Origin of the sequence: Pseudomonas botevensis (assembly GCF_019145475.1) — a bacterium.
GTDB classification, from domain to species: Bacteria; Pseudomonadota; Gammaproteobacteria; order Pseudomonadales; family Pseudomonadaceae; genus Aquipseudomonas; species Aquipseudomonas botevensis.
This window is the reverse complement of the sequence record NZ_JAHTKI010000008.1, coordinates 99,555-124,731: the sequence shown is the minus strand read 5'-3', so window position 1 is coordinate 124,731 and position 25,177 is coordinate 99,555. Positions and strand designations below refer to the sequence as shown.

General features: G+C 60.5%; 26 protein-coding genes and 1 tRNA gene. 18 read left to right on the top strand and 9 right to left on the bottom strand.

The window, feature by feature from the left end; translation table 11 throughout:
• Nucleotides 1-169: 169 nt before the first annotated feature.
• Entirely contained in the window at nucleotides 170-1,600 is a 1,431-nt protein-coding gene (locus KVQ74_RS12665; protein WP_217831417.1) for a DegQ family serine endoprotease, read from the top strand.
• 82 nt (nucleotides 1,601-1,682) lie between these two features.
• Here KVQ74_RS12665 and KVQ74_RS12660 read toward each other — a convergent pair whose 3' ends face one another.
• Nucleotides 1,683-3,116: a M48 family metalloprotease gene (locus KVQ74_RS12660; protein WP_217831416.1), complete on the bottom strand. Its 1,434-nt coding sequence runs from the start codon at nucleotides 3,114-3,116 to the stop codon at nucleotides 1,683-1,685.
• A 98-nt stretch (nucleotides 3,117-3,214) separates the two neighbouring features.
• On the opposite strand from KVQ74_RS12660, the gene KVQ74_RS12655 reads away from it, so the two are divergent.
• Together KVQ74_RS12655 and KVQ74_RS12650 are read left to right on the top strand one after the other, a co-directional pair.
• Nucleotides 3,215-3,454 carry a sulfurtransferase TusA family protein gene (locus tag KVQ74_RS12655; protein ID WP_007963279.1) on the top strand — a complete coding sequence of 80 codons (240 nt, stop codon included), beginning with the start codon at nucleotides 3,215-3,217 and terminating at the stop codon, nucleotides 3,452-3,454.
• A 33-nt stretch (nucleotides 3,455-3,487) separates the two neighbouring features.
• A complete protein-coding gene (locus KVQ74_RS12650) occupies nucleotides 3,488-4,558 on the top strand; it encodes an AI-2E family transporter (protein WP_217831415.1) in 1,071 nt (356 codons plus the stop codon).
• Between the two features lie 34 nt (nucleotides 4,559-4,592).
• Here KVQ74_RS12650 and KVQ74_RS12645 read toward each other — a convergent pair whose 3' ends face one another.
• Nucleotides 4,593-5,066, bottom strand: coding sequence for a peroxiredoxin (locus KVQ74_RS12645; protein ID WP_217831414.1), 474 nt, complete (start codon nucleotides 5,064-5,066; stop codon nucleotides 4,593-4,595).
• 10 nt (nucleotides 5,067-5,076) lie between these two features.
• Entirely contained in the window at nucleotides 5,077-5,637 is a 561-nt protein-coding gene (locus tag KVQ74_RS12640; RefSeq protein ID WP_217831413.1) for a glycine cleavage system protein R, read from the bottom strand.
• A gap of 328 nt (nucleotides 5,638-5,965) precedes the next feature.
• On the opposite strand from KVQ74_RS12640, the gene dapA reads away from it, so the two are divergent.
• The 5 genes from dapA (at nucleotide 5,966) to KVQ74_RS12615 (ending at nucleotide 9,659) form a co-directional block, all read left to right on the top strand.
• Nucleotides 5,966-6,844 (top strand): 4-hydroxy-tetrahydrodipicolinate synthase, encoded by an 879-nt coding sequence (dapA, locus tag KVQ74_RS12635; RefSeq protein ID WP_217831412.1) that lies wholly within the window; start codon nucleotides 5,966-5,968, stop codon nucleotides 6,842-6,844.
• A gap of 17 nt (nucleotides 6,845-6,861) precedes the next feature.
• A complete protein-coding gene (gene bamC / locus KVQ74_RS12630) occupies nucleotides 6,862-7,977 on the top strand; it encodes an outer membrane protein assembly factor BamC (protein ID WP_217831411.1) in 1,116 nt (371 codons plus the stop codon).
• 4 nt (nucleotides 7,978-7,981) lie between these two features.
• Entirely contained in the window at nucleotides 7,982-8,743 is a 762-nt protein-coding gene (locus tag KVQ74_RS12625; RefSeq protein WP_217831410.1) for an MBL fold metallo-hydrolase, read from the top strand.
• Between the two features lie 28 nt (nucleotides 8,744-8,771).
• Nucleotides 8,772-9,485, top strand: coding sequence for a phosphoribosylaminoimidazolesuccinocarboxamide synthase (purC, locus tag KVQ74_RS12620; protein ID WP_007958019.1), 714 nt, complete (start codon nucleotides 8,772-8,774; stop codon nucleotides 9,483-9,485).
• Nucleotides 9,486-9,569: 84 nt separating this feature from the next.
• A tRNA-Ser gene (locus KVQ74_RS12615) sits at nucleotides 9,570-9,659 on the top strand.
• 71 nt (nucleotides 9,660-9,730) lie between these two features.
• Here the strand turns inward: KVQ74_RS12615 and KVQ74_RS12610 are convergent.
• Entirely contained in the window at nucleotides 9,731-10,021 is a 291-nt protein-coding gene (locus tag KVQ74_RS12610; RefSeq protein WP_217831409.1) for a DUF3077 domain-containing protein, read from the bottom strand.
• Between the two features lie 517 nt (nucleotides 10,022-10,538).
• Between KVQ74_RS12610 and KVQ74_RS12605 the strand changes: the two genes are divergently transcribed.
• The gene (locus KVQ74_RS12605; RefSeq protein WP_217831408.1) at nucleotides 10,539-10,793 is read left to right on the top strand and encodes a type II toxin-antitoxin system HicA family toxin; all 255 of its coding nucleotides are present in this window, start codon (nucleotides 10,539-10,541) and stop codon (nucleotides 10,791-10,793) included.
• Entirely contained in the window at nucleotides 10,790-11,122 is a 333-nt protein-coding gene (locus KVQ74_RS12600) for a type II toxin-antitoxin system HicB family antitoxin (protein WP_217831407.1), read from the top strand. The genes KVQ74_RS12605 and KVQ74_RS12600 overlap by 4 nt, the downstream gene beginning before the upstream one ends.
• A 144-nt stretch (nucleotides 11,123-11,266) precedes the next feature.
• On the opposite strand, the gene KVQ74_RS12595 is transcribed toward KVQ74_RS12600, so the two are convergent.
• Nucleotides 11,267-12,163: a DUF2950 domain-containing protein gene (locus KVQ74_RS12595; RefSeq protein ID WP_217831406.1), complete on the bottom strand. Its 897-nt coding sequence runs from the start codon at nucleotides 12,161-12,163 to the stop codon at nucleotides 11,267-11,269.
• Nucleotides 12,160-13,611 (bottom strand): DUF3300 domain-containing protein, encoded by a 1,452-nt coding sequence (locus tag KVQ74_RS12590; RefSeq protein ID WP_217831405.1) that lies wholly within the window; start codon nucleotides 13,609-13,611, stop codon nucleotides 12,160-12,162. Before KVQ74_RS12590 ends, KVQ74_RS12595 begins: the two co-directional genes overlap by 4 nt.
• A gap of 253 nt (nucleotides 13,612-13,864) precedes the next feature.
• On the opposite strand from KVQ74_RS12590, the gene ppk2 reads away from it, so the two are divergent.
• Nucleotides 13,865-14,689 carry a polyphosphate kinase 2 gene (ppk2, locus tag KVQ74_RS12585; protein WP_217831404.1) on the top strand — a complete coding sequence of 275 codons (825 nt, stop codon included), beginning with the start codon at nucleotides 13,865-13,867 and terminating at the stop codon, nucleotides 14,687-14,689.
• Between the two features lie 56 nt (nucleotides 14,690-14,745).
• Here the strand turns inward: ppk2 and KVQ74_RS12580 are convergent, their stop codons facing one another.
• A complete protein-coding gene (locus tag KVQ74_RS12580; RefSeq protein WP_217831403.1) occupies nucleotides 14,746-14,937 on the bottom strand; it encodes a YegP family protein in 192 nt (63 codons plus the stop codon).
• A gap of 280 nt (nucleotides 14,938-15,217) precedes the next feature.
• Between KVQ74_RS12580 and KVQ74_RS12575 the strand changes: the two genes are divergently transcribed.
• The 6 genes from KVQ74_RS12575 to KVQ74_RS12550 all read left to right on the top strand — a co-directional run bounded on the left by KVQ74_RS12575 (nucleotide 15,218) and on the right by KVQ74_RS12550 (nucleotide 20,786).
• Nucleotides 15,218-16,186: a glycosyltransferase family 2 protein gene (locus KVQ74_RS12575; protein ID WP_217831402.1), complete on the top strand. Its 969-nt coding sequence runs from the start codon at nucleotides 15,218-15,220 to the stop codon at nucleotides 16,184-16,186.
• A 3-nt stretch (nucleotides 16,187-16,189) separates the two neighbouring features.
• A complete protein-coding gene (locus KVQ74_RS12570; protein WP_217831401.1) occupies nucleotides 16,190-16,900 on the top strand; it encodes a class I SAM-dependent methyltransferase in 711 nt (236 codons plus the stop codon).
• On the top strand, nucleotides 16,897-17,283 hold the full coding sequence (locus tag KVQ74_RS12565) for a GtrA family protein (RefSeq protein ID WP_217831400.1): 387 nt from the start codon (nucleotides 16,897-16,899) through the stop codon (nucleotides 17,281-17,283). Before KVQ74_RS12570 ends, KVQ74_RS12565 begins: the two co-directional genes overlap by 4 nt.
• Entirely contained in the window at nucleotides 17,280-19,376 is a 2,097-nt protein-coding gene (locus KVQ74_RS12560) for a DUF6311 domain-containing protein (RefSeq protein WP_217831399.1), read from the top strand. Before KVQ74_RS12565 ends, KVQ74_RS12560 begins: the two co-directional genes overlap by 4 nt.
• 71 nt (nucleotides 19,377-19,447) lie before the next feature.
• Nucleotides 19,448-20,371, top strand: coding sequence for a LysR family transcriptional regulator (locus KVQ74_RS12555; protein ID WP_217831398.1), 924 nt, complete (start codon nucleotides 19,448-19,450; stop codon nucleotides 20,369-20,371).
• A 49-nt stretch (nucleotides 20,372-20,420) separates the two neighbouring features.
• Nucleotides 20,421-20,786 carry a 5-carboxymethyl-2-hydroxymuconate Delta-isomerase gene (locus KVQ74_RS12550; protein ID WP_217831397.1) on the top strand — a complete coding sequence of 122 codons (366 nt, stop codon included), beginning with the start codon at nucleotides 20,421-20,423 and terminating at the stop codon, nucleotides 20,784-20,786.
• 3 nt (nucleotides 20,787-20,789) lie between these two features.
• Here KVQ74_RS12550 and KVQ74_RS12545 read toward each other — a convergent pair whose 3' ends face one another.
• Nucleotides 20,790-21,725, bottom strand: a complete 936-nt coding sequence (locus KVQ74_RS12545; protein ID WP_217831396.1) for a LysR family transcriptional regulator — start codon at nucleotides 21,723-21,725, stop codon at nucleotides 20,790-20,792.
• Nucleotides 21,726-21,927: 202 nt separating this feature from the next.
• Complete coding sequence (locus tag KVQ74_RS12540; protein ID WP_217831395.1) at nucleotides 21,928-23,112, bottom strand: cyanate transporter; 1,185 nt, start codon at nucleotides 23,110-23,112, stop codon at nucleotides 21,928-21,930.
• Between the two features lie 415 nt (nucleotides 23,113-23,527).
• Here KVQ74_RS12540 and KVQ74_RS12535 point away from each other — a divergent pair, with 415 nt between their 5' ends.
• Nucleotides 23,528-25,177, top strand: a complete 1,650-nt coding sequence (locus KVQ74_RS12535) for a phosphoethanolamine transferase (RefSeq protein WP_217831394.1) — start codon at nucleotides 23,528-23,530, stop codon at nucleotides 25,175-25,177.

The window sequence follows — 25,177 nt, the reverse complement described above, 5'->3', positions numbered from 1 at the left end:
GAAATGTTTGCTGAGCATTTTCATTTGCAAATCACCCGGAAATTTTTTATAGGTCAGAGCCTCTCGGCTCTGGCCTTGTTTGTTGTTCCCGGAACAAAAATGCCGGCCTGCGGTTTCCGGTGTTCCTTGCTCCATATCGCTTAACCCTGCTCGTCGTAACGGGAGCTGTATGTCGATACCAAGCTTGAAGTCTTATCTCTCCATTATCGCCACCGTGCTGGTGCTCGGTCAGGCGGTGCCGGCCGTTCAAGCGGCTGAACTGCCCGATTTCACCCAACTGGTCGAACAGGCTTCGCCTGCGGTGGTGAACATCAGTACCACGCAGAAACTGCCGGACCGCAAAGTGAACCAGCAGATGCCGGATCTGGAAGGCTTGCCGCCGATGCTGCGCGAGTTCTTCGAACGTGGCATGCCGCCGCAGTCGCGTTCCCCGCGTGGCGATCGCCAGCGTGAAGCGCAATCGCTGGGTTCGGGCTTCATCATTTCGGCGGATGGCTACATCCTGACCAACAACCATGTGATTGCCGATGCCGACGAAATCCTTGTTCGTCTGGCTGATCGCAGTGAGATGAAGGCCAAACTGGTCGGCACCGACCCGCGTTCCGACGTAGCCCTGCTGAAAATCGAAGGCAAGGACCTGCCGGTGCTGAAACTGGGCAAATCCCAGGATCTGAAAGCCGGCCAATGGGTCGTGGCGATCGGTTCGCCGTTCGGCTTCGACCATACCGTCACCCAAGGCATCGTCAGTGCCGTCGGCCGCAGCCTGCCGAACGAAAACTACGTGCCGTTCATCCAGACCGACGTGCCGATCAACCCGGGCAACTCCGGTGGCCCGCTGTTCAACCTGAACGGTGAAGTGGTCGGCATCAACTCGCAGATCTACACCCGCTCTGGTGGCTTCATGGGCGTGTCGTTCGCGATTCCGATCGATGTGGCCATGGACGTTTCCAACCAGCTGAAAAGCGGAGGCAAGGTCAGCCGTGGCTGGTTGGGCGTCGTCATTCAGGAAGTGAACAAGGATCTGGCCGAGTCGTTCGGTCTGGAGAAACCGGCCGGTGCGCTGGTGGCGCAGATTCAGGATGACGGTCCGGCGGCCAAGGGCGGCCTGCAAGTGGGCGACGTGATCCTGAGCATGAACGGCCAGCCGATTGTCATGTCCGCTGACCTGCCGCATCTGGTCGGCGCGCTGAAGGCGGGTGCCAAAGCCAATCTCGAAGTCATTCGTGAAGGCAAACGCAAAAACATCGAGTTGACGGTTGGCGCGATTCCGGACGAGGACAAAGAGCTGGATGCCCTGCCGAAGTCCAGCGCCGAAACCAGCAGCAATCGTCTGGGCGTTTCGGTCGGCGAGCTGAGCGCCGAGCAGAAGAAAACCTACGACCTCAAGGGCGGTGTGGTGATCAAGGAAGTCCAGGACGGTCCGGCTGCCCTGATCGGTCTGCAACCGGGTGACATCATCACTCACCTGAACAACCAGGCGATCGGCTCTTCCAAAGAGTTCGCGGAAATCGCCAAGGCGCTGCCGAAGAACCGCTCGGTGTCGATGCGTGTCCTGCGCCAGGGTCGCGCCAGCTTCATCACCTTCAAACTGGCTGAATGATCCGGTTGTCGGTTGAGTAAATGAAAACCGCCTCGAAAGAGGCGGTTTTTTTATGCCTGGAGCTTTTGGCTCCGGCTCTGGTTCAGCCCATCATGTCCTTGATCATCCGTTCCTGCTCCATCAATTCGCGCTGACGGGCATCGATACGCGACGACAGCGGGAAGTTGCCGCTGGCCTTGCGCTTGGCGAAATCCAATTGCTGGATGGCCTGTTTGTAGTCGCCAACCAGCGCAAAGTATTCCGCTCGCGCCTGATGCAGGCCGATGATGTTGCCGGACAGGCCACGGGTTTCCGCCACCTGATACCACACGTCCGGGTCGTCCGGGCGCGACTTGAGCAGGGCATCCAGCGCCTTTTCGGCGTCCGCAGTGCGGTTCTGCTTCAGCAGCAGGTCGACCCGTACCTGGTTCAGCGGATAGTTCCCCGGATACTGCGTGAGCATCCGGTCGACCCGCGATTGGGCGTCCGCCAGGCGATTGTTGGTGATGTCCAGATCGACCTGAGCGAGGTTGTAGATGATTTCGTTCGGTGACTTCGCCAGCAGTGGCTTGAGGTTTTCCCGAGCTTCGTTCAACTGGCCACCCTTGATCTGGGCGATCGCCAGGCCGTAGCGGGCCACATCGTTTTTCGGGTTTTCGTCGAGTTGCGCACGGAAGCGCTTGGCGCCCAGGCCCGGGGTTTCTTCGTAGGTCAATTGCACCCGCGCGCGGATCAGTTGATAGCGCATGCTGTCTTCGATACCGCCCGGTGGCGCCTGTTCGGCGCGGTTGCGGGTGTCGGCGATCCGCGATTCGGTGACCGGGTGAGTCAACAGGAATTCCGGCGGTTTGGCGTCGAAGCGATATTGACGCATCAAGCGTTCGAACATGGTCGGCATCGAACGCGGGTCATACCCGGCCTTTTCCAGGTTGAGGATGCCGATACGGTCGGCTTCCTGTTCGTTCTGGCGCGAGAAGGTTCGTTGCGACTGGATTGCCGCCGCCTGGGTGCCGGCGATGGTCGCGATCCCGGCATCGCCGCCACCGGCCGCCGCAATGACGATCCCGGCCAGCAGCGCCGCCATCATCGGCACCTGCATCCGCTGCGAAGCCTCGACTCCACGTGCGAAATGTCGCTGCGACAAGTGCGCCAATTCGTGAGCGAGTACCGAGGCGTATTCGCCTTCGGTCTGTGCGTTGAGGAACAGTCCACCGTTGACCCCGACAATCCCGCCCGGTGCGGCGAAGGCGTTGAGTTGCGGGCTGTTGATCAGGATGAACTCAAGACGCCGGTCGGTGACCTGGCTGGTTTCCACCAGCTTGTAGACACTGGACTCGACGTAGTCCTTGAGTTGCGGGTCGTTGAGTTGCGAGACCTGGCTGCGCAGCATGGCCAGCCAGGCGCGGCCCAGCTGGTATTCCTGCTGCGGGGAGACGATGGCAGAGCTGGCGTCACCGAGTGACGGCAGGTCGTCGGCGAAGCCCGGTGAGGCGAGCAGGCAAGCGAGCGTCAGCAGGGTAGGGCGCAAAAAAGTCATGCACAAAGCCTTAGTCGACAAAGACCTTACTGTAGCCGGACACCGGGCTTGCGACCAGATATTCTAGGCAGCCCGACCACCTGCCCCGGAGTGATGCAATGACTGACGCTGTAGCCCATGACTGTGAACTGGACGCCAGTGGCTTGAATTGCCCGTTGCCGTTGCTCAAGGCCAAGATGGAGCTCAACAAGCTGCCCAGCGGTGCCGTACTCAAGGTGATCGCCACGGATGCCGGGTCGCAGCGCGACTTCCGCACCTTTGCCCGATTGGCCGGTCATACGCTGCTGCGTGAGGAAGACGAGGCGGGCGTCTACCGTTACTGGTTGAAAAAAGCCTGAACCCGACTGCGTGAAAAGCCCTAAGGATTATTAATGTTCAAAGTGTTACGCGACTGGTTTCAGCGCTACTTCTCCGACGAAGAAGCCGTGGTGCTGGCGGTCCTGTTGTTCCTCGCGTTCACCGCCGTGCTGACGCTCGGCGGCATGCTCGCGCCAGTGCTGGCAGGCATGGTACTGGCCTACCTGATGCAGGGGCTGGTGGTGACGCTCGAGCGTTGGCGGATGCCTGGCGGTGCGGCGGTCGGTCTGGTGTTCGCGCTGTTCATGGGCGTACTGATGCTGTTTATCGTGGTGGTGTTGCCGCTGCTCTGGCATCAGTTGACCACGCTGTTCAACGAATTGCCGGGCATGCTCGCCAAGTGGCAATCGTTGCTGCTGCTGTTGCCAGAGCGCTACCCACATCTGGTGTCCGATGAGCAGGTGCTGCAAGCCATCGAAGCGGCGCGTGGCGAGATCGGCAAGTTCGGCCAGTGGGCGCTGACCTTCTCGTTATCGAGCCTGCCGCTGCTGGTGAACATCATGATCTATCTGGTTCTGGTGCCGATCCTGGTGTTCTTCTTTCTCAAGGATCGGGTGATGATCGGTGAGTGGGTGCGCGGCTATTTGCCGCGTGAGCGGGCGCTGATTACCCGGGTCGCCGAGGAAATGAACCGGCAGATCGCCAACTACATTCGCGGCAAAGTCATCGAGATCGTGATCTGTGGCGGTGTGACCTATATCGCCTTCGTCGCCCTCGGGCTGAACTACGCAGCCTTGCTGGCGTTGCTGGTCGGGGTTTCGGTGGTCGTGCCCTACGTCGGGGCGGTTGTGGTGACGGTGCCGGTGACGCTGATTGCCCTGTTCCAGTGGGGCTGGAGCGATCAGTTCATCTACTTGATGGCGGTCTACGGGATTATCCAGACCCTGGACGGCAACGTGCTGGTGCCGTTGCTGTTTTCCGAAGCGGTCAACCTGCACCCGGTGGCAATTATCTGCGCGGTGCTGTTGTTTGGCGGGTTGTGGGGATTCTGGGGCGTGTTCTTTGCGATACCCCTGGCGACGCTGTTCAAGGCTGTACTGGATGCCTGGCCGCGCAAGGAGCCGGTGGTGGCGCCGCTGCTTTGAGGGAAGGCGGCGCCCCGCAAGGGCGCCGATAGCGTCAGGCCTTGTTCAGCGCCTGAGCCGCCGCCAGAACCGCGTCCACATGGCCCGGCACTTTCACGCCACGCCATTCCTGGCGCAGTACGCCGTTCTTGTCGATCAGGAACGTGCTGCGATCCACGCCCAGGTATTCCTTGCCGTAGAGTTTTTTCAGCTTGATCACGTCGAACAATTGGCAGACGGCTTCGTCCTTGTCGCTGATCAGCTCGAACGGAAACTCCTGCTTGCACTTGAAGTTCTCATGGGACTTCAGGCTGTCGCGGGAGATGCCGAAGATTTCCGTGTTGGCAGCCTTGAACGCCGCGTACTGGTCACGAAAGCCCTGGCCTTCGGTGGTGCAGCCGGGGGTGCTGTCCTTCGGGTAGAAGTAGATCACCACTTGCTGGCCCTTGAGGGCGGAAAGGCTGACGGTCTGCCCGCTGGTGGCAGGTGCTTGGAAGTCGGCAACCGGTTGATCGATAGCTACGGCCATGAAAGCTTCCTTACATTGGGTTCTGTGGGCGCCACGGTTCGATCAGGGCATCCAGGTTCATTGCATCGGCGAAGTCCAGGAACTGATCGCGCAGCCAGCTGATCTGGGTGCCGGCCGGCAGAGTCACGGTAAACGTGGCGTTGAGCATGGTGCCGCCGGTCTGCGGTGCCTGATAGGTGTCGCAGGTCAGGTTTTCCAGCTCGACGCTGTGATCCATGAAGAACTGGCACAGTTCATTGATGATGTCCGGACGGTACGCGGCGCTGACGTAAGCCACGTACGGCAACGCGTGCGGGCGATTCTCCAGGGCGGCGCTGCGCACCACGTTGACCGTGAACGCATGACGTTTGGCCAGGGTCGGCAGGCTGCCTTCGAGGCGCGCCAGGGCGTCCCAGCTGCCGGAGACTTCGAGTACCAGCGCGCTGCATTCGCCGTGACGGGTCAGGCGAGAGGTGACCACGGCGCAGCGGTTTTCATGGCTGGCGCGGCACAGGACGTTGGTCAGCTCCATGGGGTTGGCGCCGAGGGCACTGATGACAAGGAATTGTTCGCGAACTGTGGGGGTGGACATGCAGCATTCCTAAAGCGATGAGCGGTCGGTAGGTTGACGGGCGTTGGCCGTCGGGAGGCGCCTGTGCGTGCCCGTTCAGAAAACCCCGGCTCGCGGCTCGCAACTGCTCCAATAATAGCGGGAGCGCGCGAAAGCAACGCTGGAACGGGGCCTGGAAGGCCGAAAGGGGAGGCTGGAACCCGGCGTACAAGCTGATCGATACCGATCAAAGTCTGAAGGGTAGCGAAAAGCGGCGCCAAGGGGAATGCCGACGGCGCAGTACTTCGCTTGTGCAAGCATCTTGGCGCCAGTACCATTACCGCTCTCTTTTTCCGGCAGGAGCGGTTTCATGATTGCGGGCAGTATGGTGGCACTGGTCACACCCATGGATGCACAAGGGCGTCTTGACTGGGACAGCCTCAGCAAACTCGTGGACTTCCATCTCAAGAACGGCACCCATGCCATTGTCGCGGTCGGTACTACCGGCGAGTCGGCCACGCTTGATGTAGAAGAACACATTGCCGTCATCAAAGCCGTGGTCAAACAGGTCAATGGCCGCATTCCGGTCATCGCCGGCACCGGCGCCAACTCGACCCGCGAAGCCGTCGAGCTGACCCGCAATGCCAAGGAAGCCGGCGCCGATGCCTGCCTGCTGGTGGTCCCGTACTACAACAAGCCGACCCAGGAAGGCCTGTACCAGCACTTCAAGCACATCGCCGAAGCGGTCGACATCCCGCAGATTCTCTACAACGTTCCTGGCCGCACGTCCTGCGACATGCAGGCCGAGACCGTGATTCGCCTGTCCACCGTGCCGAACATCATCGGCATCAAGGAAGCCACCGGCGACCTGAAACGCGCCAAGGCGATCATCGACGGCGTGAGCAAGGACTTCATCGTGCTGTCCGGCGATGATCCGACCGCAGTCGAGCTGATCCTGCTCGGCGGTAAAGGCAACATCTCCGTCACCGCCAACGTCGCCCCGCGCGAAATGGCCGACCTGTGCGAGGCCGCGCTCAAGGGCGACGCCGAAACCGCACGGGCCATCAACGAAAAACTGATGCCGCTGCACAAGGACCTGTTCATCGAAGCCAACCCGATTCCGGTGAAGTGGGCTTTGGTCGAAATGGGCCTGATGCACCAAGGCATCCGCCTGCCGCTGACCTGGCTGAGCGCTCCTTGTCATGAAACGCTGCGCTCGGCCCTGCGCCAGTGCAGCGTCCTGGTTTAATTGAGGAAGTACAACGCATGAAGCGAATGGCCGGACTTTCCGCACTTGCCTTGATTATCTCCAGCACCAGTGGCTGCGGATGGATCTGGGGTCCGGAAGGCTATTTCCGTGATCGTGGCAGCGATTATCTGGAAGCGAAACAGACCGCACCGATGCAACTGCCGCCGGATGTCAGCACCTCCAAGCGTCTGGATCCGCTGCTGCCGATCCCGCGCAACGTAGCCGACGATACCGCTACCGGCGAGTACGTGGTTCCGCGTCCGCAACCGTTGTCGGCCATCGCCGATGCCAGCGACTACTCGCTGCAGAAGAGCGGTGATTCGCGTTGGGTCATGGCCCAGCATCCGCCGGCCGAAGTCTGGCCAGTGGCTTTGCAGTTCTTCCAGGACAACGGTTTCCGTCTGGATGAACAGCGTCCGCAAACCGGCGAGTTCACCACCACCTGGCAGCGTTCGGACGAATTGTCCGCCGCCGTCGCCAAGCGCCTGAGCGCTGCCGGCGTCAGCAGCGACAGCGAAACCCGCGTGCGCGTGCGCATCGAGCCAGGCGTGCAGCGCAACACCAGTGAAGTCTACGTGGTCAGCGCCGAGCGTCCTGCAGGCAGCACCGCCGATGTGGCCTTCACCAACCGTTCGGTCAATACCGGCCTGGACGCGACACTGGTCGACGACATGCTCGCGAGCATGAGCCGTAACGCCGAGAAGGGCGGTTCGGTGTCGATGCTGGCTTCGCGTGATTTCGATGCCCCGAGCCGCGTCAGCCTGAGCGAAGACGGCAGCGGCAACCCGGTGTTGAACGTCGGTTCCGATCTGGATCGTGCCTGGTCGAGCGTCGGTCGCGCACTGGAGCAAGGCGAGTGGCGCGTTGAAGACATCAACCGCAGCCTGGGCCTGTACTACATCAACTTGTCCGAAAAGGCCGAGAAGAAAGACGAGAAGCCTGGTTTCTTCAGCAGCCTGTTCGGCAGCGCGCCGAGCAAGGAAGAAGTTGAAGCCCGTGCCGAGCGTTATCAGGTTCGCCTGAGCAAGGTGGGCGAGAACGTTCAGGTTACCGTCGAGAAAAACATCAACACCGTCGCGCCGGCCGAAGTGGCCCGCAAAGTGTTGAGCGTGATTCAGGACAACCTGGGCTGATCCCATGCGTTTTGCCGTTCTCGGCAGCGGTAGCCAAGGGAACGGCACGCTGATCGCCAGTGCTGATACGTATGTGCTGGTGGATTGTGGTTTTTCCCTGCGGGAAACCGAAAAACGCCTGTTGCGCCTGGGTGTGAACCCGGCGCAACTGAGCGCGATACTTGTGACCCACGAACATGCCGACCACGTGCATGGCGTGGGTTTGCTGTCTCGGCGCTACAATCTGCCGGTCTACCTCAGTCGCGGCACACTGCGCGGGATGCGCAAACCGATTGAACCCACAGGTTTTCTGGCCGGTGGCGAGCAACTGCGAATCGGCGCACTGGATATCGAGGTCATTGCCGTGGCCCACGATGCACAGGAGCCGACCCAGTACGTGTTCAGTGATCGCGAGCAGCGGCGCTTCGGCCTGCTGACTGACCTGGGCTCCTACTGCGAGCGGGTGCTGGAAGGTTATCGGGATCTCGATGCATTGATGATCGAGTCCAACCATTGCCGGGACATGCTGGCGCGCGGTCATTACCCGTACTTTCTCAAGCAGCGGGTGGGCGGTGAGCTGGGACATTTGAACAACCATCAGGCGGCATTCCTGGTGGCCGAGTTGGGCTGGCAGGGGCTGCAACATCTGGTCCTGGCCCATCTGAGCAGCAAGAACAACCTGCCGCAGCTGGCCCGGCAATGTTTTGTCGACACCCTCGGGTGCGACCCGGACTGGCTGCAACTGGCCGATCAAGATTCAGGGCTCGACTGGCGCCACATCGCCTAGCCCATCTACTTAGCAAGCGGAGCCCATCATGGAAAAACGTGAAGAACTCTACCGCGGCAAAGCCAAATCGGTTTACAAGACCGACGACGCCGACCGTCTGATCCTGCTGTTTCGCAACGACACGTCGGCGTTCGACGGCAAGCGCATCGAGCAGCTCGACCGCAAAGGCATGGTGAACAACAAGTTCAACGCCTTCATCATGCAGAAACTCGAAGCGGCCGGCATTCCGACCCAATTCGACAAACTGCTGGCCGACAACGAAGTGCTGGTGAAAAAACTCGACATGATCCCGGTCGAGTGCGTCGTGCGTAACTACGCCGCTGGCAGCCTGGTCAAGCGTCTGGGCGTCGAGGAGGGCATGAAGCTCAACCCGTACACCTTCGAACTGTTCCTGAAGGACGACGCCAAGGGCGACCCGTTCATCAACGAATCCCACGTCGTGGCATTCGGCTGGGGCACCGCCGAGCAACTGGCGCGCATGAAAGAACTGTCGCTCAAGGTCAACGAAGTCCTGAGCAAACTGTTCGATGACGCTGGCCTGCTGCTGGTGGACTTCAAGCTTGAATTCGGCGTGTTCAGCGACGGCTCCATCGTCCTGGGCGACGAGTTCAGCCCGGACGGCTGCCGTCTGTGGGACAAGGACACCAAGAAGAAGATGGACAAGGATCGCTTCCGCCAGGGCCTCGGTGACGTCATCGAAGCCTACGAAGAAGTCGCCAACCGTCTGGGCGTACCGCTGTAATCGACGCAAGCATCTGATAGCACGGAAAAAATTTCGCTTGGGGGGTTCGCAACCAGCGAAAGTGTTGTTATGATGCGCGCCGTTGGAGAGATGCCAGAGTGGCCGAATGGGACGGATTCGAAATCCGTTGTACCTTCACCGGTACCTAGGGTTCGAATCCCTATCTCTCCGCCATTATTTGAAAAGCCCCGTAGCTAAGAAGCTACGGGGCTTTTTCGTTTGCGCTGCGCGTAGAGGGCGACCGCTTATGTCGTTGTGTCCGGCATTCTGTTGGGCCTCGGTGAAACCGCCTTCATCACATCATCAATAACCGCCTTCCCCATCGCCGTCAGGAAATGCGCAGCCCAGGCGTATCGGTCGGTATTTCTGATGAACGCTGCATCTTCGGTAAGTGCCTTGGCGAGCGCCAACAGATCGGAAGCCTGAGCCAGTGCTTGGCTGACAGGTACGCCCGCGCTGACGTGGAACAGCGGCTGGTCGGAGCAGTAGATGAAGGGGGTGAAGCCGATGGTTTTTTCTTCGGGTGCATCGTGCATGCGTAACTCCTTGACTGTGAGGAGCTGCGACGTTCGTTTCCAAGCGAATGGGTGGTAGCTGTACGCAGGTTGGAAACCGGGAGTCAAGGAGACCGGCACGCCCGAGGGCGTCCCACGCACAGCCGCCATGATGCAAATTTATGGACGTATGAAGACGCCAGCATTTGTCAGGGGCGCTGTTGCATGACTCGACGGGTTTCCAAGCCCGGTCGCTGAATTTGCAGCGACGTCTGGAGGGTATCCCGACGAAATGAGGGGCAACAAGGCAGCAATCGCCTGTTTTGCACAGCTATCGCCCGTTCGCACGCAACTCGCGGATTTTGCCTACAACCTCCTGGAGAGTCACCCGATTATTCTGTTGACCGTGCCAAACAGACTCTGAATAGCTGCTATATAAACGCCGCTTTCCTGGCTCAGGATATGTGGCGTTTTTGCAGGTTTTTGAGGGTTTCACTTCACGCATCAGCGGTATGAAACGCCGTCGCTGTGCCCTTGCGCGGTATCATGATTTAATACTATGAATAATAAACAGCTGAACACTCTCAAAGCCGTATTTTCAAGACCGACACCAGCCACATTGGAGTGGGCCCGGATTGAGTCTCTGTTCGGTGCCTTAGGCGCGAGAGCGATAGAAGGCAATGGATCGCGCGTACGTTTTGAATTGAATGGTGTGGTCGCAACTTTTCACCGACCCCACCCAGATAAAGAAGCAAAGCCCTATCAGGTTCGTGATGCCCGGGCTTTTCTCGAACAAGCAGGAGTCGCACCGTGAACGTGATGAACTACAACGGTTACGCCGCCCGTATTGAATACAGTGATGAAGACGGCCTGTTTGTTGGCCATATCGCGGGAATAAAGGATGTCGTGGGGTTTCATGGCGAGTCGGTCAAAGAGCTCCGACAGGCATTTGAAGAGGCTGTCACCGATTATCTGGAAACCTGCGTAAAGCTCGGGCGTGCGCCGCAGAAACCTTATTCGGGCAATCTCAGTCTCCGTTTGGCACCCGCGCTCCATGCGACTGTCGCCGTAAAGGCGCAGTTGGCTCGAAAGAGTATCAATCAGTGGGTCGCGGAAGTGCTGGATCGCGAGGCCCATGCCTGAATCCTGTCGCGAGATCTAAGGATCATGCACTGGCAGAGTCAGCAAAAATGGTTCAAGTTGTTGAAAGGGAAGTAAAAGAAAGCCCCGTAGCTGAGAAGCTACGGGGCTTTTTCGTTTCTGATCCTGCGCAGTTCGATACACCTGTTATTTCTTCTCCACACTCACCACCTCCCAACTATCATCTGGATCAAACCGTTTCATCGCTTTCGCCACTTTCTCCCCGCCTGGCCCCAGATCCTTCTGAAACACCTGCCCCTCATGGCTGATCATGAAGCTCATCACGCCGGTGTCGTCGTACTTCGCCGGCCAGGCGATCAGCGCGAAGCCGCGACTCATCTTTTCACCAATCAGGTAGCTGTAAGCGCCGCCCGGTGCCGAGGGGCCTTGGGCTTCGAGGATGCGGAAGTGGTAGCCGTGCCAGTCTTCGTCGTTGATGGCCTGGCCGAAGACCGGGCCGAGGGGGCTGATCTGGCCGCTGTCGTCGTCTGGCCAGTAGAGGCCGTCGTGTTTGCCGGGTGTGCTGATGATTTTCTGTGCGTATTCGAGGGCACCGTCGCCGTCGCGGTCTTCCGAGGCGTAGTCCATTTGGGCGTCGTGGTAGGCCAGGGCCGATTGCACGGCGGCCAGTTCGTTGTGGCCGATGCGGCGGGCACGGATTTCGGCCTTTGCGGCGTTCATATCGAAGCGCCAGCCGTTTCCGGCCTTGATCAGCGGAATGGGCAGCGTCCAGTGGTCGGGTCCGACGGACAGCACGGCTTTGCTGTCGCCGGTTTTTTCCAGGCTGTGCTGCGCGTGGTATTGAGCCAGAAACGCATCGACGTCGCTGCGTTGCACGCCTTCGCGGGGGATGAAACTGTGCCATTCCTCGCCGAGCAGTTCGGTCAGGCGTTTCTGGTCGGCGTGTTCGGTGCCGAGGGCTTCGACGAAGGCGTCGACGGCTTTTTCCGGGGTTGGAAAGGCCTGTTGGGCGGTAGCGAGGCTCGACCATGCGAGGCCGAGGGCGAAGGCCAGGCAGCCCTTGATAAAAGAATGAGTGTTCATCGGCGGCCACCTCCTCTCTGACGCATCGGTGCGGACGGCCGGTTGATCTGATGGCCGGCGGCGCGGGAGGTGTTGGGGCGTTGCGCGGAAATCTGGCTGGCCCGGCCACGATCGGCCTGTTGCCGGGTTTGCGACGGTGAACGGGCGCCGGCGAAGGCGTTGTTGCGAGCGCTGCCTGCACTGGCGGCCGGGCGGTTTTGCGCGGTCTGGCGTGCCTGAGGCGTACGATTTTCACGCTGGTTGACGCCGGGCTGACGGGCATCGCGCGCATCGCCTTGAGCCCGGTCGGCCGTCCGGGGTCGCTCCGTACCTCCTTGCATCCGGTTTCCCGTATTAGCGGATTGCGCTGCCCGTGCCCGGTCGCGTGCTTCCAGATTGCTGGTGGCCGGGCGCTCGATACCGGCCCTGTCCATGGAGTTACGCGCCTTTTCCCGAGCCTGGGCGCGCTGCGCAGTGTCCCCGCGATAGGCTTCCCGCTGAGCGGCGCCGTCCAGTTGGCGGCCGTATTGGCTGCGGCTGCGATTGTCCCGATAAGGGACGCCGTCGCGGTGAACGGCGTTGTGTTGCCATTTGTTCTGGTTATTGGTGATCCGGTTGTTGCCGTTGATGTTGTTGTAGCGGTTCACATCGATGTCGATGTCGTTATTACCCCAGTCGCAGTCACCCCACAACGACGCGACAATCGCCACACCGGTGCCGAATGCCAGCCCGGCCATCAATGCCTGGCCTGGGTAATACGCGGGAGGTGGCGGGTAGTAAACCGGCGGCGATGCCGGGTACGGCCAGGTGCCGTAGGTGGTGGTCGGGTTGTAGGTCGGGACGTACACCACCTGCGGGTCGGCCGGTTGAATGATGATGGTGGAGCTGCTGGCGGCGGGCGCGGATGCCGGAGCAGCGGTCGGTGCAGGTGCAGGTGCAGGTGCCGCAACGTTCTGTACCGTCACATTCTGATATTGATTGCTCTGCAGATTGCCCGCTGCCTGGGCCTGATGCCGCAAACGCTGCACGCCGTCCATGAGGTCGTCGGGCTGCGCCAGAAACGCATCACCCAGGCGTTGCACCCAGACCGGATCCTGTCCCAGCGTTGCCAGCACCTGCGGAAATGCCACCAACGCTTGCACGCTCGGGTCCCATGGCTGAGTCGCCACTTGCTTGACCGCGTCATCGCCCTTGGCCTTCGGGTTGGCCTTGGACCAGGTCACGGCTTCTGCCACTTCTCCCGGATACGTTGCCGCCATCAGAACCTGCGCCAGCAGTGGATCCGGATACAGCGCAATCGGCGCCAGCATCTGATCCAGCTGTTCCTGGGTAAACACCGCGTCTTTGGCGGGCGCCGTGGCGGGGGCGGAGTCGGAAGCATTCGACGGGGGATCTGCGGCTTGCAGCAATCCCGGTGCTGCGCTCAAAGCGAACACGACTGACACGGCGTACAAGAACGAAATGTGCATGACCGCTTCCCTACGTCGATTGGCAGGCTGAAACGAGCGAGGCATGAGCCGTCGGCAATGAATGCCGCTGATGGAGAATGGTTCGCTATTGGCGTTCCGTCAAAATCCTGCACAGGCTTTTTCGCAATAAGCACGTTGCCCACCGAACGCCGCTTGTTCACTTGCGTTTTGCGATAAATGGCTAAACTTTCCTGTTCCAGGTCATGCGATGCCAGGGGCCCCTGGCAGCCACTTCAACCCTAGAGGTCCGGTCATGGCAAAAGGCAAGAAGAAAGACGCTACCCGCGACACACCTCCCGAGCAGACGAAGCTGTCGAACAAGGACTACCTGAGCGAATTGCGCAGGCTGCATGTCGAGCTGGTGAAAATGCAGGAATGGGTAAAGGCCGAAGGGATCAAGATCTGCATCATCTTCGAAGGCCGGGACGGGGCGGGGAAGGGCGGGACAATCAAGGCCCTGACTGATCGGGTCAGTCCACGGGTGTTTCGCGTGGTGGCGCTGCCGGCGCCGACCGATCGCGAAAAGAGCCAGATGTACATTCAGCGCTATCTGCCTTACTTGCCGGCGGCCGGTGAAGTGGTGATCTTCGATCGCAGCTGGTACAACCGCGCCGGGGTCGAGCGGGTGATGGGGTTTTGCACGGACAAACAGGTCGACAAGTTCCTCAAGACCGTACCGCTGGTGGAACGAGCGGTGGTCGGCTCGGGGGTGATCCTGCTCAAGTACTGGCTCAACGTCAGCGCCGAGGAGCAGACCCGGCGACTGCAAGAACGTATCGCCGACGGCCGCAAGATCTGGAAACTGTCGCCCATGGACCTCAAGTCCTACAGCCGCTGGTATGACTACTCCAGGGCGCGGGACGAGATGATCGAGGCGACCGACACCGATTACGCACCTTGGCTGGTGGCCAATTCGAACGACAAGAAACGTGCGCGCCTCAATATCATCTCCGACCTGCTCAGCCGCATTCCCTACAAGGAAGTGCCACGGGAAAAGGTGACATTGCCCAAGCGGCAGAAACCGGGCGGTTACAAGGAAACGGATTATCCGTTCAAGAACATCCCCGAAAGGTTCTGAATCAGGTTGGCCGCAGCTGCCCGAATCGGCGGGCAGCCCGGCGCCTGGCGTGTTTTCTAGATCTCCCTGACCGGCGTTTCCCCCTGCACGCCCTTGATCAGTTCGATCACATGCAGGCAATCCGCCTTGTTCACATACGACTCGCCACTGGCGATCGTCTCGTGATTGCCCGCCCTCAGCCTCCAGCGCCATTGGCCTTTGCCGGTGCTCAGGGTGCCTTTGGATTGCCTGTAAATCTCGAAATACATTCTGTTCGCTCCATGCGATTGGGATATGGCGACAACCTGTGTGACGCACCGTCGCAAGCCTAGCGGAGCCTCGTCATTTGGCTATCGAGGATTTGTTTCCAATCGTTGGCGAATGTTTCTGCGAAGCGCGGCCCAGAGCGCACGGAACGGCCTCCGGATTGGCCGGAACGCCCTCGTCTCGACCTTGCATGACACTCGAGGGTGCTGCTTAATACGGGGCGGCTCATGGCGTCGAAGCGGTTTCGGCGACCGACTATCACTATAAAAAAAGAGCAGTCCCTTGACTCATCCGCACGGCACGCCAAACGCGGGGCAGGTGACGTTGTCGCTGGTGGTTCCCGTATTCAACGAAGAGGACAGCCTTGACGGTTTCCTCCTGCGCATCCAGCAGGTTTTCGAGCGCGAAGCGCTGATCGACCTGGAACTGGTGTTCGTCAATGACGGCAGCACCGATGCCACGCTGGAGCGCCTGTTGCAGCGTCAACAGAGCGATTCGCGCCTGCGCATCGTCGATCTGAGCCGCAATTTCGGCAAGGAAGCGGCGCTGTCCGCCGGACTGCACACGGCCAGCGGCCAGATCGTGGTGCCGATCGATGTCGACCTGCAGGACCCGCCGGAAGTCATCCTGCAGATGATCGAACGCTGGCGTGAGGGCTTTGAAGTGGTCCTCGGTCACCGGATCAGCCGCCGCAGCGATACCTGGGCCAAACAGACGTCGGCCCACTGGTTCTATCGCTTGCACAACAGAATCGCCGAACAGCCATTGCCCGAGGACGTCGGTGATTTTCGCCTGATGGATCGTTGTGTGGTGGATGCCTTGCTGACGCTGCCCGAGTCCCGACGCTTTATGAAAGGCTTGTTCGCCTGGGTCGGTTTCCGCACCACTCATGTTGAATACGAACGTCCCCAACGGGTGACGGGCAAGAGCAAGTTCAACGGCTGGCGGCTGTGGAATTTTGCCCTCGAAGGCATTACCAGTTTCAGCACCGAACCGTTGCGGGTCTGGACGTATCTGGGGGCGCTGGTGTCGTTGGTGTCCTTTGCGTTCGCCATGTTCATCGTGGTGCGCACGCTGATCTACGGTATCGATCTGCCCGGTTATGCCTCGCTGATGGTCGCGGTGACCTTCCTCGGCGGTTTGCAGCTGATCGGCATCGGTGTCCTCGGCGAGTACCTGGGCCGCACCTATATCGAAGCGAAACGCCGACCGGTTTTCCTGGTGCGGCGCATTTACGATCCCAAGGACTGACCCATGGATCTCAAGGAAACCGACATCCTCGGCGACAGCATCGGGGAGCATTGGTACTACTGCTCGAAAGCGGCAGCGACCACACGGATGCTGGGCGATGCATCGATCAAACGCATTCTCGACGTGGGCGCCGGTTCCGGATTTTTCTCCCACCATTTGCTGACTCACAGTGCCGCGCGCGAAGCCTGGTGCGTGGACATCAGCTACCCGGCCGACTCCAGCGCCAGCACGGCCGGCAAACCGGTGCATTACCGCCGTTCGGTCGATGCGCTGGACGCCGATCTGGTGTTGCTGATGGACGTGCTGGAACACGTCGACGACGACCTCGGCCTGCTCAAGTCCTACGTCGACAAAGTGCCGTCCGGCAGCCGTTTCCTGATGACCGTGCCGGCGTTCCAGTTCATGTGGAGCGGTCACGATGACTTTCTCGAACACAAACGCCGCTACACGCTGGCGCAGTTCGAAACCCTGGCCGGCGATGCCGGATTGACGGTGCAGCGGGGCGCGTATTTCTTTGGCGCGGTGTTCCCGATTGCGGCGGCGCTGCGCCTGCTGCCCGGTGCTGCGAAAGGGGCGCCGCCGCGCTCGCAACTCAAGCGCCATCACCCGTGGGTCAATGCGCTGCTCAAAACCCTGTGCAGGCTTGAGCTGCCATGGATGGCCGGCAATCGCCTGGCGGGTCTGAGCGTGTTCGTGCTGGCGCGCAAACCGTGACCGCAACCGAAAGGGCGGCGTTGATCCAGCGTGGTTTGCGCTTTGCCGTGACCGGTGTGTTCGTCACCGCGCTGCATGCGCTGGTGGCGGTGCTGTTCATCAACTTCGTCAGCCCTCATCCGCCGCTGGCCAATGGTGTGGCGTTCGTCGTGGCGACGGTGGTGTCTTATGTGATCAACACGACCTGGAGTTTTTCTGCCCGATTGCACGGCAAGACCCTGCGGCGTTTCCTGTTGGTGTCGGCCGGTGGTTTTGTACTGGCGATGTTGGTCGCGTGGGCCGCGCAACTGGCCGGTTTGCATTATCTGGCGGGGATCGTTGCGGTGGCGCTGACGATCCCGGCCTTCACCTTTGTGTTGCACAACTTCTGGACGTATCGATGACAGATTCATCCAGGCATCCGGCGTTGGGTCTGTTGCCTTTGCTGTTCGGTGTGCTGACGTTTTTCTGGGTCATCGGGCCGCAAGCGCTGAATCCGCAAAACATCGCCTGGCTGGAGCTGGGCGATACGGCGACGCACTACCTGGGCTGGGAATTTTTCCGGCACTCGCCATGGACATTTCCCCTCGGGCTCAACCCGGCTTATGGACTGGAACTGGGCAGCGCGATCATTTTTTCCGACTCCAATCCACTGCTGGCGCTGTTGTTCAAACCCTTCAGCGCGTGGTTGCCGCAGACCTTCCAGTATTTTGGCCTGTGGCTGCTGGGGTGTTTTGTCCTGCAAGCCTGGTTTGGCTGGAAACTGCTGGGGCTGATCACGACCAATCCCTGGACTCGTCTGCTGGGAGCAGAGCTGCTGGTATTCTCGCCACCACTGTTTCTGCGTATGGGCTGGCACCCTTCGCTGGCGGGGCATTTCCTGATTCTGGCGGCGTTGTACCTGGCGTTGCTGCCGAATTTGCAGCGTCGCTATCTGGCCTGGGGGACGTTATTGGCGGCGACGGCGTTGATTCATGCCTATCTGCTGGCGATGGTGGCGCTGATCTGGGTGGCGGATCTTCTCGGCCAGGCATTCAGCCGACGTCTGACCCTGCGTCACAGCCTGAGCGAAGGCGTGGCGCTGTTCGCGCTGGTGAGCCTGTGTTGCTGGCAGGCCGGGTATTTCAGCATTGCCGACGGCGCGGCGTCCGGTGGTTTCGGCTTGTACCGGATGAATCTGTTGGCGCCGGTCGATCCGGCGGGCTGGTCGTTGCTCCTGCCAAATCTGCCGCAGGCCAGCGGGGACTATGAAGGCTTCAACTATCTGGGCCTGGGCGTGCTTTTGCTGGTGCCGCCGGCGTTGCTCGCGTGGCTTGGAAACCGGCAGCTGTTGAAGGATGAGTTGCGCGCTCGCCCCTGGTTGGTGCTGGCATTGCTCGGGTTGTGGCTGTTCGCGTTGTCGAACCAGATCGGCATCGGCGGGATGACGATTCACTATCCGCTGCCGGAAAAAATCATCGGCCTGGCGAGTATCTTTCGGGCCTCGGGGCGGATGTTCTGGCCGGTGTTTTACGGGTTGATCCTCACGCTGATTTTTCTCGTGGTGCGGGGGTATCGACCGCGCGTCGCCATCTCGTTGCTGGCGCTGGCGCTGCTGATCCAGATCGTCGACACCCGCGACGGTTGGATGGGCCTGCGCGAGGGGAAAATGACCGCATCCTCCTCGACCTGGAACAGCCCGATGGGCGACCCGTTCTGGACCAGCGCCGCCGCGCATTACCCGAATGTGCGCAGCCTGATGCCGCAGAATCAGGCCGAGCGCTGGCAGATGATTGCCGGGTTCGCAGCAACCCACGGCCTGCACACCGATGCGGTTTACCTGGGACGCATGAGCGTCTCGGCGCTGGCGCGGGCGCAGCAGAGCGCGCGACAGATGCTCGACTCGGGTCACTACGGCAGCGATTCGCTGTACATCCTCGATGACGACGCTCTGGCCGATGCTGCCAAGACCATCAACAGCGACGCCGATCTGCTGACGCGGGTGGACGGGCTGGTGGTATTGGCGCCAGGCTGGAAGCGCTGCGCGGCGTGTCTGCCGATGCAGGATGAGGGGCGCGGCATATCGCTGATTCCGCTCACGCATCCGGGGCAGGCGCTGACGTTCAATTACAGCAGCCGCCAGTTGAGCCATGGCTGGGCGACGCCGGAAAGCTGGGGCACCTGGTCCAACGGTCGGCAGGCGCAGATCGCATTGCGGGTGCCCCCTCAGGCGCGAGGGCTGGTGATCGACGCCCTGGCATTCATCCAGCCACAGCACGCCGCGCAACGGGTGATCGCCAGCCTGAACGGCGAGCCGGTGCTGTCCACGCAACTGACGCAACTTCAGGGCAACCGGCTGGAGCTACCGATCAGCCCCGCGATCCGTCAGCGGCTCAAGGACGATGACCGGCTGAATATCGAGTTGCAATTGCCGGACGCCATCAGCCCTCAGGCGCTGGGCATCAACGATGATGCGCGTCTCATGGGCCTGGGCCTGAAGACCTTGACGGTGTATTGACCATCGTCGCGATGGACGCCGCCCCCAAGGCCTTTCTACACTGCCTGACATCTGGGGACGGGGGGCAATGGATGAACCGCAACGAACTTCGCAAGGCCGATATCAACCTGATGGTGGTGTTCGAGACATTGATGCTCGAACGCAACGTAACGCGGGCTGCCGAGAAACTGTTTCTCGGCCAGCCGACCATCAGTTCGGCGCTCAACCGCTTGCGCACGATGCTCAACGATCCGTTGTTCATCCGCGTCGGTCACCGCATGGAGCCGACGGCCCGCGCCGAAGATATTTTTCGCCATCTGAAACCGGCGCTGGACTCGCTGTCGGTGGCGCTGAGCCTGACCCGCGATTTCGACCCCGCCGTCAGTACCATGACCTTCCGCATCGGTCTGTCCGATGACGTCGAATTTGGGTTGCTGCCACCGCTGTTGCGCGCGCTGCGTCAGGAAGCGCCAAGCGTGGTGTTCGTGGTGCAGCATGTCGATTACTGGCGGATTCCCGATCTGCTGGCGTCCGGCGAGATCACTGTCGGTATCAGCCAGACCCGTGGCCTGCCGGCCAACGCCAAGCGCAAGTTGTTGCGGCATATCCTGCCGAGCATCCTGCGCGCCGATGCCTCTGACACACCGCTGACCCTCGATGAATATTGCGCACGTCCCCATGTGCTGGTTTCCCACACGGCCAACGTCAGCGGTTACGCCGATGAATGGCTGGCGGACATTGGCCGCACTCGTCAGGTGGTATTGTCGGTGCCGCAGTACAGCTCGTTGCCGGCGCTGCTGGCCGGCACCGATCTGATTGCCAGCCTGCCGGACTACACCGCCGAAGCCATGGCCGCCTCCGGGCTGTTGTTCAAGGAGCCGTTCCCGTTCAAGACCCCGACCCTGGACCTGTCGATGGTCTGGCTCAGCCACGTCGACAGCGACCCGGCCGAGCGCTGGCTGCGTTCGCGGCTGGAGGCGTTCATGAGCGAGCGGCCGCTGCAGCATGCCATTTAGAGGCTGTGATATACCTACGCCCTTTTCGCCGATCCGATGGAGCACCGACATGCCACACCTGCACATGGAATACACCGCCAACCTGCCGCAGTTGAACGCCGACGTGGCGTTGATCCGGCTCAACAACACTTTGGTGGGGTCCGGTCAGTTCGCGGCGGAGTTCGATATCAAGAGCCGGGCGGTCAAGGTGGAAACCTTCAAGGTCGGCACCGGCATCGGCGAGCGCGGTTTCGTGCATGTGAAGCTGGCGCTGCTCAGCGGACGTTCGCCGGAGATCAAGAAGCAACTGTCGCAAAGCCTGCTGGCCGTGTTGCAGGAGCTGTGCGAATGGCCGACCGAGGTCGAAGTGCAATTGTCCGTGGAGCTGGTTGACATCGACCGTGAGTCCTACAGCAAGATCGCCATCGGCGTGTAGGACTCAGGCGGCCTGCAATTCCTCGCAGGTCTTGACGATCTGCTCGCGCAGCCAGACGTTGGCGCTGTCCTGTTCAACGCTCTGGCTCCACTGCATGTCGAGGGTGAACCCCGGCAAGCCATTCGGCGCCTCGCAATGATTGAACACCGCCTCGTTGGTCAGCAGCCGCTGGATCCGCCGGGGCAGGGTGAGGATGAAGTCGGTGCCGGTGATCATCTTCAATGCCGCGCTGTAGCTGTTGGAGCGGGCGACGATCTGACGCTTCTGCGCCTGTCGCGCGAGCCAGCCATCGACCATGTTGGTGGTGGACGTCCACGGCGTCGGGAACACATGCCGGCGCTCGGTGAAGGCTTGCAGGCTCAGGCGCGGCTCCAGCGGCGTGGCGCGTTTGTCGAAGACGCAGACCAGGTCATCTTCCAGCAGCATCCGTGATTTCAGGTCGGCATGGCTGCGGTGGAAATGCGGGCCGAAACAGATCACCAGATCGAGACTGCCATCGCGCAGTTCCTCGGCGGGTACGTCGGTTTCGAACTTGTGCATGTTGACCATCACCGGCAGGTCATCGAAGTCGAAGCGCTTGAGCAGTCGCGGCAGGATCAGTTGTTCGAAGTATTCCGGGGCGCAAATGTTGAAGGTGACTGCTTGGGCGGTCGGGTCGAAGGTCGGCGCGCCGGCGTGGCACAGGTTGATGCTTTCGAGGATTTTCCGCACATGGTCGTACATGCTGCTGGCCTTGTAGGTCGGGCGCATGCCGGTGCGGGTGTTGACGAACAAGTCGTCCTCGAAGCTGGTGCGCAGCTTTTTCAGGCAGTAACTGACGGTGGACTGGCTGACGAACAGCGCCTCCGACACATCGGTGACGCTGCTTTGCTCATACACGGCGACAAACACCATGAGGTCCTGCATGTCGAGCTTTCGAAGCAAGTTACTGTTCAGCATCCGTTCTGTCTCGCTTGGCTCCTTGCGCTGAATCCGCGCAAACGTGTGCGCATGATCGTAACGGAACGATGGTGCCAGGAGAAACCCCTGTAGGACGTTTCACGTTCAGTTGTGGGACAGAAAGTTTTAGCAACACGACGCTGCAAACCAATCCGCTGAAAGATGGCCAGAAGCCTTTAGCCAGAGCGGGCAGAAACGCCTTTCAGCGAATGTGGCGCGGGTAATCCCGGGGATTGAAGCGCAGCGCGATTAGCAGCATCACCAGCATCACCCCGGTCAGCGACCACCAGGCCCATTCGAAACTGCCCAGCCGATCACGGATTACCCCGGCCAGCAGCGGCGAGAGCCCCGCGATCATATAACCGATGCCTTGCACGAACGCGGTCAGGCCACCGGCGCGTTGCGGATGGTCGAGGTGATCGAGGGACACGATCAGGCTCATCGGGAACAACCCGCCGATCCCCAAACCGAGCAGACACGGCCAGAGCAGGCTCAGAGACCGCGGGCTGAGGGTCAGCCCGCAGAAACCGGCGACGATCAGCCCCAACAGAACCATCAACACCCGACGCCGATCGCGGCTGCGATTGGCGATGGCTGGCACCACCAGGCCGGAAATCACCTCCATGGCCGTCAGAAAACCCAACAGCAGGCCGGCGTTTTGTTCGCTCCAGCCCTTTTCCACGTAGTACGGCGCCAGCCAGGCGAGTACGCAGGTGTAGGACGCGGTGCCCAGGCCGAAGAAGATGGCGAGCAGCCAGGCGCGGGAATTGCGCAGGAAGGATTCTTTTCTGACCGGCGCGCTGGCAGCGACTGGCGTGTTTGCGCGCTGCGTCCACCAAAACAGCAGGGCCAGCAACGCCAGGGTCGCCCAGATCGCCAGCCCGACGCGCCAACTGCCGGTATGCCGCAACACTTGCGGTGCGAACGCGGCAGCAAGTGCCGCGCCACCCATGATCGACGTGACGTACAGGCCCATGCACAACGCAACGTTGTCGGGGAAACGCGACTTGATCAGCGCCGGCATCAGGGCCTGAATCAATGCGATGCCGATCCCGGCGAGAATCGCACTGGCGATCAACTCCGCCGCCGTGTCGAGAAACAGTCGGGACAGCGTCGCCACCCCGATAATCAGCAACGACAACAGCACCGTGCGCTGCTCGCCCAGGCGCTGGCTGATGCCAATGCCGAAAAACATCGCCAGCCCCATGGCCATCACCGGCAGCATGGTCAGCAGCGACGCGAGGCTGAAACTCAGCGGAATATCGCCACGAATTGCCGAGAGCAGCGGACCGACCGCCGCCATCGACGGGCGCAGGTTGAGGGCGACCAGAACAATGCCGAGCATCAACCAGGCAGCGGGGCGGGACGTGGCGCGAGCGATTTCCATCTTCAGACCTGTGTGCGAGAGGCCGTCGATTAGGCGCGTGCAGGGGCGGGGCCGGCAAACCAGAAAGTACCGGGCAGTATTTAAAAACTCGATAACACTCTGCTGCTCCTGTGCAGGCCGCCTGGAATGGCTGATGCAGTTCCCCTCTGTGGGAAGGGGCTCGCTCGCGAAGGTGGTGGGTCAAGCGAGTCAGTCAAACCTGCCGGCCCCCACAAGTAAAAGGTCAATCAATTGAGTCAGTCCAGAACCATTCTCAAATACTCCATCCGATTCGGGTTAATACCGCGAGCCAACTAATCGTTGGCTTCTTTTTCACAAAATATTGATGGTTGCCTGCCTAAAGTTTGTGTCGCTTTAGTCAATGAAATTTTCACAATTGACGGCAGCGTTTCTTTTCAGGAAATAACCCCACACTATGTTGAAGTTAAAAGCCGTGCGCCCGGAATGGGTGACGTTGATTGCCAGTGCCTTTCTTTTGCTCGGATTCAATGCCGTACTCTGGCAACACCTGTTCGAGATCACCGCGACGGACGGCAAGGGCCTGGTAATGCGGGCGGCTTTCGGCGTGATGATCTTCGCTGCATTCAACGTGGTGCTGACATTGCTGGCCTTCCGTCCGGTAATGAAACCGCTATTGACCTTGATATTTTTAATCAGCGCCGGCGTGGCTTATTTCATGAGCCAGTACGGTGTATTGATTGATGCGGGCATGTTTCGCAACTTTGCGGAAACCAATGCCACGGAAGTTCGTGACCTGCTGTCGTTGAAGTTATTCGCTTATTTATTGTTTCTCGGTGTCCTGCCGTCCTGGTTATTGTGGAAGTTGCCCATCCATTACCGGCGCTGGCATCGGGAGCTGTTCAGCAAAGTGCTGGTAAGTGTGGCGTCGGTGGCGGTCATTGGTGGTGTGGCGCTGATCAACTATCAGGGCTTGTCTTCGCTGTTTCGCAATCATCATGAGCTGCGCCTGATGCTGGTGCCGAGCAACTACATTGGCGCATCGGCCGGTTACCTGCGTGAGCAAGTGGTGTCCGCGCGGCAACCGTTCATCAAGATCGCTGAAGATGCCCGGCGCAACCCTGAGCTGCAAAATCACCCGCGCAAATCCCTGACGGTGCTGGTGGTCGGCGAAAGTGCCCGGGCCGAGAACTTCGGCATCCTCGGTTACAGCCGCGACACCACGCCCGAACTGGACAAGGAAGCAGGCCTGATCGCGTTCACCGATGTGCATTCCTGCGGCACTGAAACCGCTGTTTCGGTGCCGTGCATGTTCTCCAACATGGGCCGCAAGGATTACGACGCCAGCAAGGCGAAACATGAAGAAGGTTTGCTGGATGTGCTCAAACGCGCCGGTATCGACGTGATCTGGCGCGACAACCAGTCTGGCTGCAAGGGCACCTGCGATCGGGTTACCCTGCAGGATGTCAGCAATCTGAAGGACCCGGCGCTGTGCGCCAACAGCGAATGCCGCGACGAAATTCTCCTGCAAGGGCTGCAGAGTTTCATCGACAACCTGGACAAGGACACCGTGCTGGTTCTGCACCAGATGGGCAGCCACGGCCCGGAATACTTCAAGCGGTATCCCAAGGCGTACGAGCATTTCACCCCGGTGTGCGAAAGCAATGCGCTGAACAATTGCAGCCGCGAAAGCATCGTCAACGGGTACGACAACACGCTGGTGTACACCGACCATGTGCTGGCGAGCCTGATCGACGTGTTGCGCGCCAATCAGCACAAGGTCGACACCGCCATGCTCTACCTGTCCGATCACGGCGAGTCGCTGGGTGAGTACAACCTGTTCCTGCACGGTACGCCGTACATGCTGGCGCCGGAGCAGCAGAAGCATGTGGCGATGCTGGCGTGGTTTTCCGACAGCTATCAGAAGGCCTACTCGGTCGACACCCATTGCCTGCAAATGAGCCGCGACAAGCCGCTGAGCCAGGACAACCTGTTCCACTCCATGCTCGGCCTGCTGGAGGTACACAGTTCGGCGTATCACCAGGATCTGGACATGTTCGCCGGTTGCCGTGGCTCGGTGATCGACGGGGTGTTGGCCAAGGACTGA